Origin of the sequence: Janthinobacterium woesei, assembly GCF_051380875.1 — a bacterium.
Lineage (GTDB): Bacteria > Pseudomonadota > Gammaproteobacteria > Burkholderiales > Burkholderiaceae_D > Janthinobacterium.
Genome location: NZ_JBNYXW010000019.1, coordinates 71,771 through 87,101, shown reverse-complemented (window position 1 = coordinate 87,101; position 15,331 = coordinate 71,771). Strand labels below are relative to the sequence as shown.

The 15,331-nt window shown below is 68.5% G+C and carries 11 protein-coding genes; all 11 read right to left on the bottom strand.

Annotated elements, in window-relative coordinates; all coding sequences use genetic code 11:
- Positions 1-8: 8 nt before the first annotated feature.
- Genes ACQ4W6_RS21205 through ACQ4W6_RS21155 form a run of 11 tightly spaced genes read right to left on the bottom strand, consistent with a single transcriptional unit; the run spans position 9 to position 15,326 of the window.
- Complete coding sequence (locus ACQ4W6_RS21205) at positions 9-2,456, bottom strand: glycosyltransferase (RefSeq protein ID WP_436569147.1); 2,448 nt, start codon at positions 2,454-2,456, stop codon at positions 9-11.
- On the bottom strand, positions 2,453-3,667 hold the full coding sequence (locus ACQ4W6_RS21200; protein ID WP_436569146.1) for a TIGR04063 family PEP-CTERM/XrtA system glycosyltransferase: 1,215 nt from the start codon (positions 3,665-3,667) through the stop codon (positions 2,453-2,455). The genes ACQ4W6_RS21205 and ACQ4W6_RS21200 overlap by 4 nt, the downstream gene beginning before the upstream one ends.
- Before the next feature lie 4 nt (positions 3,668-3,671).
- Entirely contained in the window at positions 3,672-5,612 is a 1,941-nt protein-coding gene (locus ACQ4W6_RS21195) for an XrtA/PEP-CTERM system amidotransferase (protein ID WP_436569145.1), read from the bottom strand.
- Between the two features lie 10 nt (positions 5,613-5,622).
- Positions 5,623-6,813 (bottom strand): TIGR03088 family PEP-CTERM/XrtA system glycosyltransferase, encoded by a 1,191-nt coding sequence (locus ACQ4W6_RS21190; protein ID WP_436569144.1) that lies wholly within the window; start codon positions 6,811-6,813, stop codon positions 5,623-5,625.
- Complete coding sequence (gene xrtA / locus ACQ4W6_RS21185) at positions 6,803-8,410, bottom strand: exosortase A (RefSeq protein ID WP_436569143.1); 1,608 nt, start codon at positions 8,408-8,410, stop codon at positions 6,803-6,805. The genes ACQ4W6_RS21190 and xrtA overlap by 11 nt, the downstream gene beginning before the upstream one ends.
- Positions 8,407-9,732 carry a TIGR03087 family PEP-CTERM/XrtA system glycosyltransferase gene (locus tag ACQ4W6_RS21180; protein WP_436569142.1) on the bottom strand — a complete coding sequence of 442 codons (1,326 nt, stop codon included), beginning with the start codon at positions 9,730-9,732 and terminating at the stop codon, positions 8,407-8,409. The genes xrtA and ACQ4W6_RS21180 overlap by 4 nt, the downstream gene beginning before the upstream one ends.
- 15 nt (positions 9,733-9,747) lie before the next feature.
- Positions 9,748-10,857, bottom strand: a complete 1,110-nt coding sequence (locus tag ACQ4W6_RS21175) for a FemAB family XrtA/PEP-CTERM system-associated protein (RefSeq protein ID WP_436569201.1) — start codon at positions 10,855-10,857, stop codon at positions 9,748-9,750.
- The gene (locus ACQ4W6_RS21170; RefSeq protein WP_436569141.1) at positions 10,857-11,732 is read right to left on the bottom strand and encodes an XrtA system polysaccharide deacetylase; all 876 of its coding nucleotides are present in this window, start codon (positions 11,730-11,732) and stop codon (positions 10,857-10,859) included. Before ACQ4W6_RS21170 ends, ACQ4W6_RS21175 begins: the two co-directional genes overlap by 1 nt.
- Positions 11,729-12,913 carry a non-hydrolyzing UDP-N-acetylglucosamine 2-epimerase gene (wecB, locus tag ACQ4W6_RS21165; RefSeq protein WP_436569140.1) on the bottom strand — a complete coding sequence of 395 codons (1,185 nt, stop codon included), beginning with the start codon at positions 12,911-12,913 and terminating at the stop codon, positions 11,729-11,731. Before wecB ends, ACQ4W6_RS21170 begins: the two co-directional genes overlap by 4 nt.
- 12 nt (positions 12,914-12,925) lie before the next feature.
- Complete coding sequence (locus tag ACQ4W6_RS21160; RefSeq protein ID WP_436569139.1) at positions 12,926-14,497, bottom strand: TIGR03016 family PEP-CTERM system-associated outer membrane protein; 1,572 nt, start codon at positions 14,495-14,497, stop codon at positions 12,926-12,928.
- A complete protein-coding gene (locus ACQ4W6_RS21155) occupies positions 14,475-15,326 on the bottom strand; it encodes an XrtA-associated tyrosine autokinase (RefSeq protein WP_436569138.1) in 852 nt (283 codons plus the stop codon). The genes ACQ4W6_RS21160 and ACQ4W6_RS21155 overlap by 23 nt, the downstream gene beginning before the upstream one ends.
- Between the last annotated feature and the right edge of the window lie 5 nt (positions 15,327-15,331).

Here is a 15,331-nt window from a genome sequence, read left to right as displayed (position 1 = left end):
GGGCGGGGTCAAGCCACGCAGCTGACGACATAGCGGTACTTGCCCGACGCTTCGGCGGCGATGTCGTCGACTTCTTCGATGGCGACGTCCACTTGCGCGCCCAGCCTGGCCCGGAAACCGGCCACGATGGCGGCGCGCGTGGCGTCGTCCAGGCGCGGCAGGCATACCAGCAGCACGCGCGTGCGCAGCAGGCTTTCCTGGATGATCTTGAAGCTGCGCACCTGCGCCAGTTCGCGCACGATGTAGACCAGGGCCAGGCCATGCATGACGGTGCCGTCGACGGCCGTGAGGAAATCCGTGCTGCGGCCTTCGATTTTTTGCAGCAGCGGCAGGCGGCGCCCGCAGGCACACGGTTTTGTGCCCAGCGCACCCACGTCGCCCGTGGCGTAGCGGATGAAGGGATAGTCCTGCGTGGCCAGGTGCGTGACGACGATCTGGCCCGAGTCGCCTGCCGGCACGGGGCGGCCATGCGCATCAAGGATTTCCACGATGATGTCTTCGGCCGTGATGTGCATGCCGCCATCGGGGCATTCGTGGGCGATGAAGCCCGCGTCGCGCCCGCCGTAGCCATTCGCCACGGGGCAGCCGAAGGCGCCGGCGATCTGCGCGCGCTGTTCGTCGTACAGGCGCTCGGCCGTCACGAACGCCACTTTCACGCCCAGGCCATCGAGCGTCAGGTCGTGCGCGCTGGCGTGGCTGGCGATGCGGCACAGGGCTGACGGATAGCCGAATAGCATGCGCGGACGGGCGCGGCGCAGCTGCGCGATGTAGCCGGCCAGGCGCGCAGGCGACATGGCAAAGGCGGGCAGTAAGGTAGTGCGCAGCAGCGCGTCGCGCAGGCGGCGCACGCGGTCTTGCGCATGCAGTTCGATGGGCGAGCCCCACAGCACGGCTTCGCGGTCGCCGATATCCACGCCCCACCAGCGCGTGGCGCGCCACTTGGCGGCAATGTCGTGGCTGATGCGGCGCCGTCCGAGGAAAAACAGCAGCGGCTCGCCGCTGGAGCCGCCCGTGGCGAACGGACGCAAGCCCACGGCGCATGACGATTTGAAAAGCTCGCGCGCGCCGGCGATGTCCGCCTTGCGCAGCAGCGGCAAACGGGCCAGGTCGGCCAGTTGCTGCACCCGGGCGGGATCAAAACCGCTGCGGGCGAACAGTTCGCGGTAGTACGGCACGTGCTCGCCCGCATGGCGCAGCAGGTCGCGCAGGCGCGCCAGCTGCCAGTCTTGCAGCTGCTGCGCACTCCACCATTGCGAGCGCTCCATGCGCCGCAGCAAGCGCGCGCTGTGGTGGCCCTTGAGCCATTCATGCAGGGGAAACAGCCAGCGGGCGACCAGGCGCGTGTAGCGGCCCGGGCGCGGCGTGGCGCGGATGCGGCGGTAATGCGTGGCCAGCAGCGGCGCGATGCGCTGCCAGTCGAAGCTGGCCGCGTGCGCCAGGCCGGCGTCCACTTGTGCGCGGGCGCGCAGCGGCTCGCGCAGCAGCGTGATGATCGCTTGCGCCATGGCCGCTGCATCGCCGGGTGGCACTAGCATCGCCGTCACGCCATCTTGCAGCAGGGCCGGGATGCCGCCCACATTGGTGCTGACGACGGGCACGCCGCAAGCGAGCGCTTCGAGCACGGAAATGGGCATGTTGTCGGCCAGGCTGGGATTGAGGACGATGTCGCTGGCGTGGTACAGGGCGGGCATGGCGGCGTTATCCACATGGCCGGCAAAGGTGACGCCATCGTGCACGCCCAGCGAGGTGGCCAGCTGCGCCAGCGCCGTCCGTTCGGGGCCACCGCCCGCCAGCACCAGGCGCGCCGTGGGATAGGCTTCGCGCACGATGGCGAACGCGCGCACGGCGCTGGCGTTGTCGTACAGCGCTTCGAGGTGGCGCGCCACCAGGATGCAAGACGCGATGCATGGGGCGTCAGGCGTTGCCGCGCTTACGGCGCCGGGGGCAAAACGGCGCAAATCGACCACATTGGGCACGATGTGCGCCGTGTGGCCGTATTGTTCGAAGACGCCGGCGAGGAAGGCCGAGGGCACGACGATGGTGCTGGCGCAGCGCAAGCTCATCGAGACCAGGCGCGGCGAGCGGGCCAGGAAGGCCGCAGCCTCGCCACCCCGGTAATTGAGTACCGATGGCTTGCCTTTCAGGCTGGCGATCCACAGCGCGGGCGCGGCCTGCAAATGCCAGGACCAGCCGGAATTGGCCATGATGTGGAGCAGGTCGACCGTATCGGCCGTGCGCCACAGCCGCCACAGGTGCAGCGGCAGGCGCAGCGCTGCGCGCAGGTAGCGGATGCGCGCCAGCCAGGGCGGCAGGCATGGGCCGTTGACGGCCAGCAGCTGCACCTGCGCGCCGTCTGCACGCAGCAGCGCCGCCAGTTGCGCCGTTTGATTGGCCATGCCGCCGGCCGGCGGCGGCAGCGGACCCACCAGCGCGATGCGCAGCCCAGTGAACATCATGGCAGCTCTCCCTTTGGTGCCGCCAGGCGCGCATACACTGGGGCATAGCGGCCCACGCTGGCGCCCCAGTTGCGCTGCGTGTCGACAAAGGCGCGCGCCTGGCGCCGCAGCGCCGGCCAGCTGGCAGGCGCCAGCAGCAAGGTCAATACGGCTTGCACCAGCGCTTCGGCGTCGCCGGCGCGAAACAGCATGCCGGTCTTGCCATGCTCGATCAGTTCCCGGTGGCCGCCCACGTCGGAAGCCACCACCAGGCGCCCCTGCGCCATCGCTTCGAGCGGCTTCAAGGGCGTCACCAGTTCCGTCAGCCGCATGGCCAGGCGCGGATACACGCAAATATCGACCAGCTGATAATACGCGGCCACCTGCGCGTGCGGCACGCGGCCCGCGAACACGACGGCGCCACCTATGCCCAGCTGCGCCGCCAGGGCGATCAAGTCTGCTTCCTGCGGCCCGCCGCCGGCCAGCAGCAGCCGCAGCGCCGGCTGCGCGGCCAGCATGCGCGGCATGGCGCGCAGCAGCAGGGCCAGTCCTTCATAGGCATAAAACGAGCCGATGAAGCCGATGACGGGATGGCCAGCCAGGCCCAGGCTGTGCGCCAGCGCGGGCTCTGGCGTGGCATGGAACGCGGCCGCATCGACGGCGTTCGGGATGACGGTGATCTTATGCGCCGGCACGCCGCGCGCGCACAGTTCGCGCCGCAAGCCTTCGCAGATGGTGGTGACGGCGTCGGCGCGGCGCAGCGCGTGGTTTTCCAGCGCGCGCGTGAGCCGGTAGCGCAGACCGCCGGGCGGGCTGCTGCCATGGTCGGCGGCCGCGTCTTCCCAGAAGGCGCGCACTTCATACACGACGGGGATGCCCAGCGCGCGGCCCGCATTGATGGCGGCGATGGCGTTCAGCGCGGGCGAGTGCGCGTGCAGGATGTCGGGCCGCAGCTGGCGCGCCAGCTGGCGCAGGCGTAGCGCCAGTCCCACGATCACGGCCACCTGGCGCAGCACGGGCAGGCGCGTCCACCACTGCGTGCCCGATGGCGTGCGGTAGAAATGCCAGCCGTCGACCAGCTGCTGCGGCGCCTCGGCCGGTCCCTGCTTGGCGCCGGTCAGCTGCATGGTTTGCCAGCCCAGCGCGCGCTGCTGGCGCAAGATGGCCAGGGTGCGGAAGGTGTAGCCGCTGTGCAGGGGCAGCGAATGGTCGAGGATGTGTAGGATGCGCATGTTTTTACTCCATCGCCATGGCCGGCGCGGGCGCTGGGGTCTTGTGCGCATCGAGCGGCAGCACCTGGCGCAAAAACGCCTCGAACATCAGCAGCGACCACAAGGGCGCGCTGTAGTCGCGCCGGCCGCTGGCGTGCTGCTCGAGCAGCAATCGCACGTAGTCCATGTCGAACAGGCCGCACTGCGCCAGCGTGGGACCCAGCAGGCGCTGTTGCAGGCGCTGGCGCAGCGGCCCGCGCAGCCAGTGGGCCAGCGGCACGGAAAAGCCTATCTTCTGGCGGTACAGCAGTGCGTCGGGCAAGAGCGGGCGCAGGGCTTTTTTCAGCAGGTATTTGCCCGTGCCGCCGCGTAGTTTCAGCTGCGCCGGCAAGCCGGACATCCACGCCACCAGTTCATGGTCGAGCAGGGGCGAGCGCACTTCCAGCGCATGGGCCATGCTGGCGCGGTCCACCTTGGTGAGGATGTCGCCGGGCAGGTAGGTCTTCAGATCGAGGTACTGCACCTGCGACAGCGGATCTTGCGCGGGACTGGCCAGCGCGTGGCGGCGCAGCACTTCCACGGCGCGGTAGCCGTGCAGGCTGCGCCGCAGCTCGGGGCTGAACAGGCGCGCGCGCATGGCGTCGCCCAGCAGGCTGACGCTGTGAAAATACGCCTCCGTGGTGTCGCGCGCCAGGCCTTCGAAGGTGGTCTTGGCGCGCAGGAAGCGCGGCGCCCAGTCGGCCTTCGGATACAGCCGCCCCAGGGTGCCGAACAGCGACTGGCGCAGGCCGGCAGGCAGCAGGCCACGCACCTTTTCTTCGCGCGTGTGCAGGCGGTAGCGCCGGTAGCCGGCCAGGCTTTCGTCGCCGCCATCGCCCGACAGCGCCACCGTGACGCGCTGGCGCGCCAGCTGGCAGACGCGGTAAGTGGGCATGGCCGAACTGTCGGCAAACGGCTCGTCATACAGATTGGCCAGCAGGTCGATCAGCTCGAAATCGTCGTGCTCCACCTGCCGTGCGTGGTGCAAGGTGCCGTAGCGGCGCGCCACCAGGCTCGCGTAGTGCGCCTCGTTGTACGCCGGGTCGCCGAACGAGATGGAACAGGTGTTGACGGGCGTGGCGCTGGCGCCCGCCATCAGGGCTACGACGGCGCTTGAATCGACGCCGCCCGACAAAAATGCGCCGAGCGGCACTTCGGCCACCATGCGGATGCGCACCGCTTCGCGCAGGCGCGCCAGCAATTCGTCGGCCGCCTGCGCCTCGCTTGCCGGCGGATTTGGCGCAAACGGGATGTCCCAGTAGGGCTGCGGCGCGGGCAGCGGCTGGCCGGCGCGGATCGACAGGGTATGTCCGGGCGGCAGCTTGCGCGCCTGCTGGAAGATGCTGCGCGGCTCGGGCACGTAGCCGTAGGCGAAATACTCTTCCACCGCCAGCGGGTCGAGCGCGCGCGGCATGGCCGGATGCGCGAGCAGGGCCTTCAGTTCGGAGCCAAACAGCATGGTGCCGTCGCTAGCCTCGCCGTAATACAGGGGTTTCACGCCCAGGCGGTCGCGCGCCAGGAACAGCACATGGCGGCGCCGGTCCCACAGGGCGAAGGCGAACATGCCGCGCAAGCGCTGCACGCACTGTTCGCCCCATTGTTCCCAGGCGTGGACGATGACTTCCGTGTCGCTGCTGGTGCGGAACTGGTGGCCGAGCTGGCGCAATTGGGCCATCAGGGCGCGGTAATTGTAGATCTCGCCGTTGAAGACGATGGCGATGCTCCGGTCGGCGTTGAACAGCGGCTGCTGGCCGCTGGCCAGGTCGATCACGGACAAACGCCGGTGCGCCAGCCCCAGTCCCGGCTCGCGGTGCATGCCCCCTTCGTCGGGGCCGCGGTGCTGCAGGCTGTGGTTCATGCGCGCCAGCAGGAGCGGGTCGACGTCGCGCTGGCCCTGCAAATCAAAGATGCCGGAGATGCCGCACATGGGGTGCCTTTCAGGGTAGGGTGGACAAGGGCGACGGCTGGTGCGCGCCCGTCAGGCGGTCGTACACGGCCAGATAGGCGCCGGCCATGGCGGGCAGGCTATGCTCGGCCAGCACCTGGCGCCGCCCGCGCGCGCCGTGACGCGGGCCCAGCTCCGGCATGCTGCAGTAATCAAACATGGCGTCGGCCAGCATTTCAGGCGAGCCGGATGGCACCAGGGTGCCGCTCCAGCCCGACTGCACCAGTTCCCCGTTGCCGCCCACCAGGGTGGCGACGACGGGCAAGCCCGTGGCCATGGCTTCGAGGATGGTGTTCGAACTGCCTTCGGCCAGGGATGGCAGCACGAACAGGTCCATCGCGCGCAGCAGTTGCGCCACGTCGTCGCGCGCGCCGGGCAGCCAGGCCAGGTGGGCCACGCCTGCCTGCTCCAGCATGGCCAGGCATTCCTGGCGGCAGGGGCCGTCACCGACGAGGAGCAGGCGCAGCCGTGCGCTTGCGCCAGGCTGGGCCAGCAGCAACAGGAAGGCCTGCACCAGCGAGCGGTAATCCTTGACGGCGGCCATGCGGCCCACGCTGCCGATGACGAAGGCGCCGTTGCACAGGAAGCCGGGCGGGCCCACGGCGGCGGCAGGTCCCAGGCGCGGGTGGAACTGTACGCTGTCGACGCCGTTGCCGATGTGCGACACCTGCGTGGGCGCGGCGCCGATGGCGTCCACCAGCCATTGCCCGAGGTCGGCGCTGACGGCGATGAAATGCTGCACCAACGGCAGCATGCATTTGCGCAGCAGCCGGTATTTGCGGCTGGTGCCGTGCAAGTCGTTGATGTCGCGCCCGTGTTCGCCATGCACGCGCAGGCGCACGCCGGCCAGGCAGGCCAGCAGCTGCGCCTCGATGCAGCCCAGGTTGCGCGTGTGCACCAGCGCCGGCTGCAATTGCCTGAGCACCCGGTACAGGTGCAGATAGTGGCGCCAATCCTTGCCTTCGCGCTTGCCCAGGCTGATGATGTCGACGCCGGGCGCCGTCAGGCGCTGGCGAAACGCAGTGGCGTTGGTCAGGCAGACGATGGCGTGCCGGTAGTGCCCGGGCGGCAAGTGGTTGATCAGGTTCACCAGGCCGTTTTCCAGTCCGCCCACATCCAATTGGTGGATGACGTGCACGATCAGGGGCGCGGCGTTGGTCTCAGAATCGGTATCAGGGGCCATGCGGCAACTCCTGCAAGCGTTGTTCGATGGCGGGCAGCGCCGCCTCCAGGAAGGCTTGCAGTGCCGCACGCGGCGGCGGCGCCAGCTCGTCGTAGGTAGCCGAGACGATGATGTCCGCGCCATCCTGGCGTGTGCCCAGCAGCTTGGCTTTGGCCAGCAGCAGTTTGACCAGCACCGGTTCAGCGGTGACGACGCCGCCCTGACGGTAGAGGCGCCACACCAGCAGGCGTTCGCTGCCTTGCGCCAGCACGCTTTCGCGCACACTGCATGGGCCGTGTGCCAGTTGCGCCGTGTGCTTGCCGTGCGCCAGCGGCGTCCAGCGCGCGCCATACGGCAGGCTCTGGTGCGCCAGTAGCTCGGCGTCGCGTGCCTGGCGCGCATACCAGGCCAGTTGCAGGCTTACTTGTACGCCCGCTTGTACGCCCGCTTGCACGCCGCCATCGCTTGCTCGCGCATAGCTGGCGGCAAATGTTGCGGGCTTGCCCGCAAACGGCGCCTGCCATGCGGGAACCACGCCGGACAGGCGTTGCCAGGGCGCCGGATCGGGCAAGGCCAATACGCTGCCAACTGGCGCGCCGCTGTCGCCCCGGTGGCTGGCCCACGCCAGCGCTGGCCACAGCGCAGCGAGAAACAGGCACGCCAGGCTGGCGCGCACGAGGGCGGGTATATTCGCGCGCATATCGGCCCTGGCGGCGCTTGCAGGCACGGATGGCAGCGCGCGTAGCGGCGGCGGTTCGCGCCAGCGCGAGGCCAGCCCGAACAGCAGCAGCGCCACCAGGCCAAAGAACAGCCAGCCATAGACCAGGTGGTCGATGCCCACGGCCAGGCGCATGTTGCTCAGGTGGCCCAGCATGACGATCAGGTAGGCGCGCACGCCATTGGCCACGATGGGGACGAGCAGGGCGGCGGCCATGATGGCCAGGCGCCGGCGCGTACTGTGACAATGCAGATGCGCGAACAGGGCGCCCAGGGCCAGGGCGGCGATCAGGTAGCGCAAGCCGCTGCACGCTTCGACGATTGACCAGTTGCCAGTTGGCAAAGAAAAGTTGCTGCCATCGCGGAATACGGGCACGCCCGTCAGTTGCAGCGCCATCACCGTAAAGCTGGCAGTGAAGTCGATCAAGGGTTGCAGGAAGACTTCGCCAAACGGCACGGCCAGGAACAGATACGCCAATGGAAATGCCAGCAGGCGCACGGCCGCCGGACCGAGGATGGCCAGCACGCAGGCGGGCAGCATGGCCGTGGCCGCATATTGTTCCACCACTTGCACGTTGGCGGCGTCGGCCAGCAGCCAGGCCAGGCCCAGCATTGCCAGCAGCAGCAGGCCCAGCCACGATGGCCGGGGCGCCAGCGCGGCCAGCTGGGAGCGGCGGCGCCAGGCCAGCCAGGCACTGATGGGCACGATCAAGTAGCCGTGCGCGAAGGTTTGCGAGCGCGACCACAGTTCCAGCATCGACCAGAAGGTGGCGTGGTACAGCAGCACGGTGGCGGCCAGTATCAGCGCCAGCAGCAGGGCGGCCAGCGCCTGGTGGCGCCGGCCGGCGGGCAGGACAGCGGCGTCCGGCATGACGGCGATGCTGTCCAGGCGCGCGCTCATGTGGACGGTTCCCGCGAGGCCTGCTGCATGGCGGCAGTGCGGCTGATGCCTGCGCCCGCGTCTGCTGGCAAGCCCAGCATGGCGCCCAGTGCCTGCAAGTTTTTCTCCCAGTCATAGTCTTGCAAGACCAGCTGGCGCGCCGCCATGCCGATGGCCGCGCTGCCAGCGGCATGGCCGGCGCTGCCACAGTCGCCATTGCCGCCGTTGGCGCCGTGCAGATTGCGCAGCACGCGCGCCGCGTGGTGGATGAATTCCGCATCGTTGCGCGCCAGCAGCAGTTCCAGTCCGGGCTGGGCGGCGATACCTTCGAGTGCCTGCGGCGTGGCCAGCACGATTTTGCCCATCGCCATCGCTTCGAGCACCTTGTTTTGCACGCCGCGCGCGATGCGCAGGGGCGCCACGGCCAGTGCCGCGCCCGCCAGGTAAGGGCGGATGTCGGGCACCTTGCCCGTCACCGTCACGCCGGCCACGCGGGCCAGCGCCGTCACGGCGGCCGTGGGGCCGCTGCCGACAATATAGAACTGCAGTTGCGGAAACTGGCGCCTCAGGGCCGGCCAGACCCGGCGCACGAACCATTGCACGGCGTCGATATTCGGCCAGTAATCCATGGCGCCCGTAAATACCAGCACTTGCGCGCCGGGCGCATACGGGCCGGCTGGCGCCCCAGCGGCCTCTGGTGCAAAATAATCGGCATCGACGCCGTTGCTGAAATGCCCCGTCTTGCGGCGCGCCATGGGGGCGCACTGGCGGAACAGGGCCGCCTCGGCCGGCGAGACGAAGCTGGCGGCCGTGAACTGCTGGGCGATATGGCGTTCGTACTGCAGCAGCAGCCGCGCTTCGCGCCGGTACAGCTGCGACATGGGCCAGGGCTTGCTGTCGCCATACTGGCGCCACTTGTCCGAATCGACATCGACAAAGTCGATCACGCGGTGCAGCGGGCAGCCCGCGCCGCCGTCGAGGTACTGCGCCATGGGCCCGGAATAGGCCAGCGCGTGGCGCACCTTGCCGCCAGAGAGCACGCCAGCGACCCATTGCAGCAGACGTGCGTCGCGGTAGTACTGCACGCTCATCGACTGGCGCGACAGCAGCGCCTGCGCCGCGCGCCAGCGGGCCGCACCCCGCTGCAGGCCGATGAAGCGCGTGCTGGCGCACAGGGCGGCCACCGTTGTCGTGTGCTGCAAGTCGTCGTCATCGTCGATGAAGCAGCCCAGGTGGACGCGGAAATGCCGGCTCAGGTATTGCAGCATGTGCCACGAGCGTATCTTGTCGCCCTTGTTGGGCGGATACGGCAGGCGGTGCGTAAGGTAAAGGAGTTCGCGCATAGTGTGCCCAGTTGCTTAGCCCAGCTGCCGCACGATATGCGGCCCCAGAAAGTTGGCCAGCGGCAGCGGCAGGCGGCGCCAGGCGCGGATCGACAGCGCGTATTTTGGATTGGAGGGATGGACCTCGGGCAGCCTGCTGGCGCGCACTAATTGATAAGCGTAGGGCAGGGGCTGCGGCGTGAAGCCCCAGTTTTTCTTGAAGTCGTAGGCGCCCGTGCCCAGCTTGCTGCGGCCGAAATCGAACTGGCGGCAGCCGCGCGCCCCGGCGCGGCGCATCACTTCCCAGTACATGAAGTCGTTCGCGCCCGAGCTGCGCGCCAGCACGCTGCCGCCGCCGTAATAGGGCAAGACTTCATCGCGGAAATAAAACGTCAATACGCTGGCCTGCACTTGCCCGCCCTGATACACGCTGAGAATCTCGCAATCGGCGCCAAACACCGTGCGCAGCAGGGCGAAATGGCGGCGCGCGAAGACGGGCGTGCCCAGCCGGTGGACGCTGGCTGCATAGATGGGATAAAAACGGCCGAGGTCGACATCGATGGCGCTGTGCAAGCCGTTGGCGATGCCCTTGCGCACCACGGCGCGCTGCTTGCGGGGAATCGCCAGCAGATTCTGTTCGGCGTCTGCGTGCAGCGGGCGGCGAAACGTCGCATACAGGGGTCTGTGCAGCCAGCGCGCAGCGTCGATGTCCTGTTCTTCGCGCCAGCGGTATTCCAGGTGGCCCACGCCGAGGCGCCGCGCCAGCGCCTGCGCCGCCTCATCGAGCGCCTGGCGCACCGCAGCACTGCCGCCGGCGATGCCGCCATACACGCAAAATGGCAGCGAGACCAGCGCGGAGCCGAACAGGCGGCTGCGCAGATGCGCCAGCGGCAGCACGCCGGCAATGCGCCCGTCCTGCTCGGCGTACAGGAAATAACTGTCGTGGCCGAAACCTTGCTGCAGGATGGTATGCCAGCCGGCGCGGTGAAAGAAGGTCGCGTCCGGGCACGCCAGGACAAACGCATCCCAGCGCGCATGGTCGTGCTGCTGCAATTGCAGGACGCTGATGGCGCCCGGGCGCGGCGCCGTGGCGACGGGCCGCGGCGGGCGGTCGAGAGGAAGGCTGGCCTCGTGCATCATGTGCATCATGTGCTCTCAAGAAAAATGCGGTCCATGCGGTCCCAGGCGAAGTCGCGCGTCAGGCGCACCAGCCGCGCTTCCATGCGCCCCAGGTTCAGGTAGTGGCGAAAGCGCGTCCTGGCGCTCAGGCCTGGCGGGCGCGGCTGGCCAGGATCGAGTTCCCAGGGATGAAAATAGAATATGCCAGCTTGCCCGTCGAGCGAATTGATACGCCGCAAAAGCCAGCGCGACAGTGGATACGGCAAGAGGCGAAAATAGCCGCCGCCGCCCGCCGGCCAGTTGCGTCCGCGTACGCGCACGGTGCTGACGGGCAATTCGAGCACGCCTTGCGGGCCGCGCGGGCGCCAGGCGAAGCGGGGCGCATCGGGCATGCCGTAATGGTCGTGGCGGATCGGGTAGATGCTGGAACTGTAGCGGTAGCCCGCTTCCTGCAGCACATCGAAGGCCCACAGATTGGCCGCGCCGATGGAAAAACTGGGCGCGCGGTAGCCCAGCACGGCGTGCCCCGTCAATTGTTCCAGGATAGTCTTGCTGTGGCGCACGTCGTCGGCGAACTGGCGTGGCGACTGCTCGCTGGCGCGCAAGTGGGCGTAGCCGTGGCTGGCCACCTCGTGCCCGGCTTGCGCCACGCGGCGCAGCAGGGTGGGATAACGCTCGGCGATCCAGCCCAGGGTAAAGAAGGTGGCGTGGATGCGGCGCGCTTCCAGCAGCAGCAGGATGCGCTCGATATTCGCCTCTATCCTGCATTCGAGGTGCGGCCAGTCGGCGCGCGCGATGTGCGGCGCAAAGGCGGAAACCTGGAAATAATCCTCGACATCGACGGTCAGCGCGTTGCGCAGCTGTACCTGCCCCTCCCCCCGCGCCTGCAGAGGCGTCATCATGGCAGCGCCCGGCGCGCGGCCAGCCAGGGCACGATGGCAGCGGCGATGCGCTCGGCCGCATGGCCGTCCCACAGCGGCGGAATGCGGCCGCGCTTGCCGCCAGTGTCCAGGATGGCGCGCGCCAGCGCCACGATGGTGGCCGGGTCCGTGCCGGCGATGGTGTTCGTGCCCTCGGCCACGGTAACGGGCCGCTCGGTATTGTCGCGCAGGGTCAGGCACGGCACGCCAAGCGCCGTGCTTTCTTCCTGGATGCCGCCCGAATCGGTCAGCACCAGGCGCGCCGCCTGCATCAGCCCCAGCATTTCCAGGTAGCCCAGCGGCGGCAAACACGTAATGGCGTGGCGCGCCAGCAAGCTTTCCAGGCCCGCCTGGCGCAAGCTGGCCCGGGTGCGCGGGTGGACGGGAAACAGCAGCGGCAGCTGGCTCGACAGTTGCCCCAGCGCCTGCAGCAGGGCCGCCAGCTGGGCACCATCATCCACGTTCGACGGCCGGTGCAGGGTCAGCAAGCCATACGCGCCCGGGCAGGCGTGGCCGTGGGTGCGCAGGGTGGCGGCGGGCGGCGTGGCGCGCGGCAATTGCTGCCGCAGGCTGTCGATCATGACATTGCCCGTAAAATGGATGCGCTCGGGCGCGATGCCTTCGCGCAGCAGGTTGGCGCGCGCGCCTTCTTCGCTCGTCAACAGCAGGTCGGACAACTGATCGGTCAGCACGCGGTTGATTTCCTCGGGCATGCGCCGGTCGCCGCTGCGCAAGCCCGCCTCGACGTGGATCACGGGCGTACCCCGCTTGGCCGCCACCAGAGCGCAGGCCAGGGTGGAGTTGACATCGCCCACCACCAGCACGGCGCCGGGCGCGGGCTGCAGTTCGCCCAGCACGGCGTCAAAACGGCGCATGATCTCGGCCGTCTGCTGCGCGTGGTTGCCGGAACCGACGCCCAGTGCGATGTCGGGCGCGCGCATGCCCAGGTCGGCAAACACTTGGCCGCTCATGGCCGGGTCGTAATGTTGCCCTGTATGCAATAAAGTCACGCGCAGCGTGGGTGCCTGGCGCGCCAGAGCGGCCAGGATGGGTGCCATCTTCATCAGGTTGGGGCGCGCGGCCACCACGCACAGCAGGTGCGCGGGCGGGGCGGGCAAGGTGGGCAAGGTGGGAGAGATGGGCACAATCGCTGGGTCGGGCATGCTGCGGCCTCCTTAAAATTGCATGTTGAGCGTGGCGCTGACGCTGTTTTCGCGGTAATTGCCGCCGCGCGTACTGGTGTGGCGTGTGTGGCGCAGGTCGATGCTGGCCGTCATCTTGCGCTGCATGATGCGGCTGTAGCCGGCCGTGACGGTGGCGTTGCCGTCACGCCGGGGCACGCTCAGCGAGCGCACGCTGGCGTAGCCGGCATTCAGATTGAGGCTGCTGCGCGAGGATGCCTGCCAGCTCCAGCCCAGGTTGCCGGCCACCTGGCGCGTGCGCTCTTCGCTGCCGAAGTCCAGGCCCGGCAGCAAGGCGCTGTCGATGCCGCTGCTGGTCTGCGCCGTGCGGTCGACGGCGCTCAGGCCGGCGATCAGCGTGCTTTTTGCCGTCGCCCGCGCCATCGTCAATTTGACTTGTTTTTGCAGGAAATAGCGGTGGCTGAAGTAATTGAGGGCGCCCAGTTCCGGCCCCAGGCCGTTGGCGTCGCGCAGGAACGCGTCGATGCGCAGGCCCCGTTCCAGGGCGTTGGGGAAGGCGCTGCGCCACAATTGATCGAGCAGGCTGGCCGCATCGCGCTCGCCCAGGCGCAGCAATTGCGCGGGCATGCTGGTGATGTTTTCGCTGTAGTTCAGTTGCCAGTTGGTCTGGCGCTGCAGGAAATGGGCGTCCAGGCTGTACGTGTTGCCAAAGAAACGCTTGCCCGCGCTGAAGGCGACGCTGGTGCGCGGCGACGGCGTCCATACGCCGCCCAGCGACCAGAAGCGCCCTTGCGGCGCCTGGCCCGTAGTCGACTCATAGCCTTCCTTCTCCATGCCGCCACTGGCCGTGGCCGACCATTTGCTGCTGAACGGGTAGCGCAAGCCCACGCTGCTGCGCTGCATGCGCAGCGGCGCCAGCTTGCTGTCCTGCGTGCGGCGCGCGTCGTGGCTGGCGTTCCAGGTCCAGCCGCCGCCGTGCGGTTCGCCGCTCAGCAGCAGCGCCACTGTATCGCTGTGCATGGACCGCAGCTCGCCGCCGCTGGCCATGCTATTGCGCGTATAGCGCAGCTCGGCCGTCGCCAGGCCGCGAAAACGGTGGCGCAGGTAGGGGCTGATGCTGGTGGTGCGCAGCGTGCTCTCGTTGCTGTTGCCGGGCAGCGCATCGATCACTTGCGGGCCGAATGGCGAAATGCTGTGCCGGCTGACGCTGGCGGCCGCATCGACATGGAACCAGTCCTTGACCAGTTCGGCCTCGCCTGCGGCGCGCAATTGATGCTGCTCCGTATCGGCCCGCCGCGCATACAGGAACTTGTGCCAGCTGTAGTCGAGGTGCACGTGCAGGCGTGGGCCGCTGCCGATGAGGGCGATGGCGGGCGCGATTTCCGTGATGAAGTCAGACTGCTGCTGGCTGCCTGGGGTGCGCAGGGCGTTGTCGGTGTACGTTTCGCGCACCCGCATCGAGGGCTGCACCAGCCAGTCGACAGCAAAGGCCGGCACGGGCAGCAGCAATGACAGCAGCAGCGGCAACAGGCGTGGCAACAGCGGTGACAACAGCGGTGACAACAGCGGCGGCGCGCGGCCGCTAGTCGTAATTGCCGTAGCCATAATACTCGTTGCCGGGGAACGATTTGGTCTTGTTATAGATCAAATGAATGTGTTCGCACGCTTCGATCTGGCGCAGCGCTTCCTTGACCGCGTGCTGGGTCGTCGTTTCCGCTTCCACCACCATCACCACTTGCCCCATCTGCCCCACCAGCGCGTGGGCTTCGCTGGTGATGAGCAGCGGCGGCGAGTCGAAGACGACGATGCGGTCGGCGTAGCGGCTGGCGATCTCGGCCAGCAGGCGGCTCATGGCGCGGCTGGCCAGCAATTCCGTCGCATGCCTGTTGCTGCGCCCGGCCGGCAAGATGCTCAGGTTGGCCACGTTGGTCTTCAGGATCACGTCCGCCATGGCCAGCTGCGGGTCGAGCAGCACGTCCATCAGGCCCGGCTCCGGCGCCAGGCCCAGCACTTTCAGCACGGACGGGCGCGCCACGTCGGCGTCCACCAGTAGCACCGTGATGTCCATTTCCATGGCGATGCTCATGGCCAGGTTGACGGCGCAGTACGTTTTGCCTTCGCCGGGCATGGCGCTGGTGACGACGATCAGGTTGCCGTGGCGGACGGCATCGCTGCCGCTGGCGCGCGCCTGGCGCAGCAGCGGGCGCTTGATGATGCGGAAATCTTCGGCCACGCCGCTGCGCCCGCCGTCGTGCGTCAGCATGCCTTGCTCCTGCAGCCGGGCCAGGTTCAGTTCCCGGTAACGCGGCGACAGTTGCGCCGCTGCCAGCGCAGCCGCTGCGCCCTGGTCCCCGGCAGCGTAATGTACGCCGCTCTCGGCCACGCCCAGGATGTGCGGCTCCTGCATGCCGTTAAGACTGTCCTTGCTGCTCATCGTCG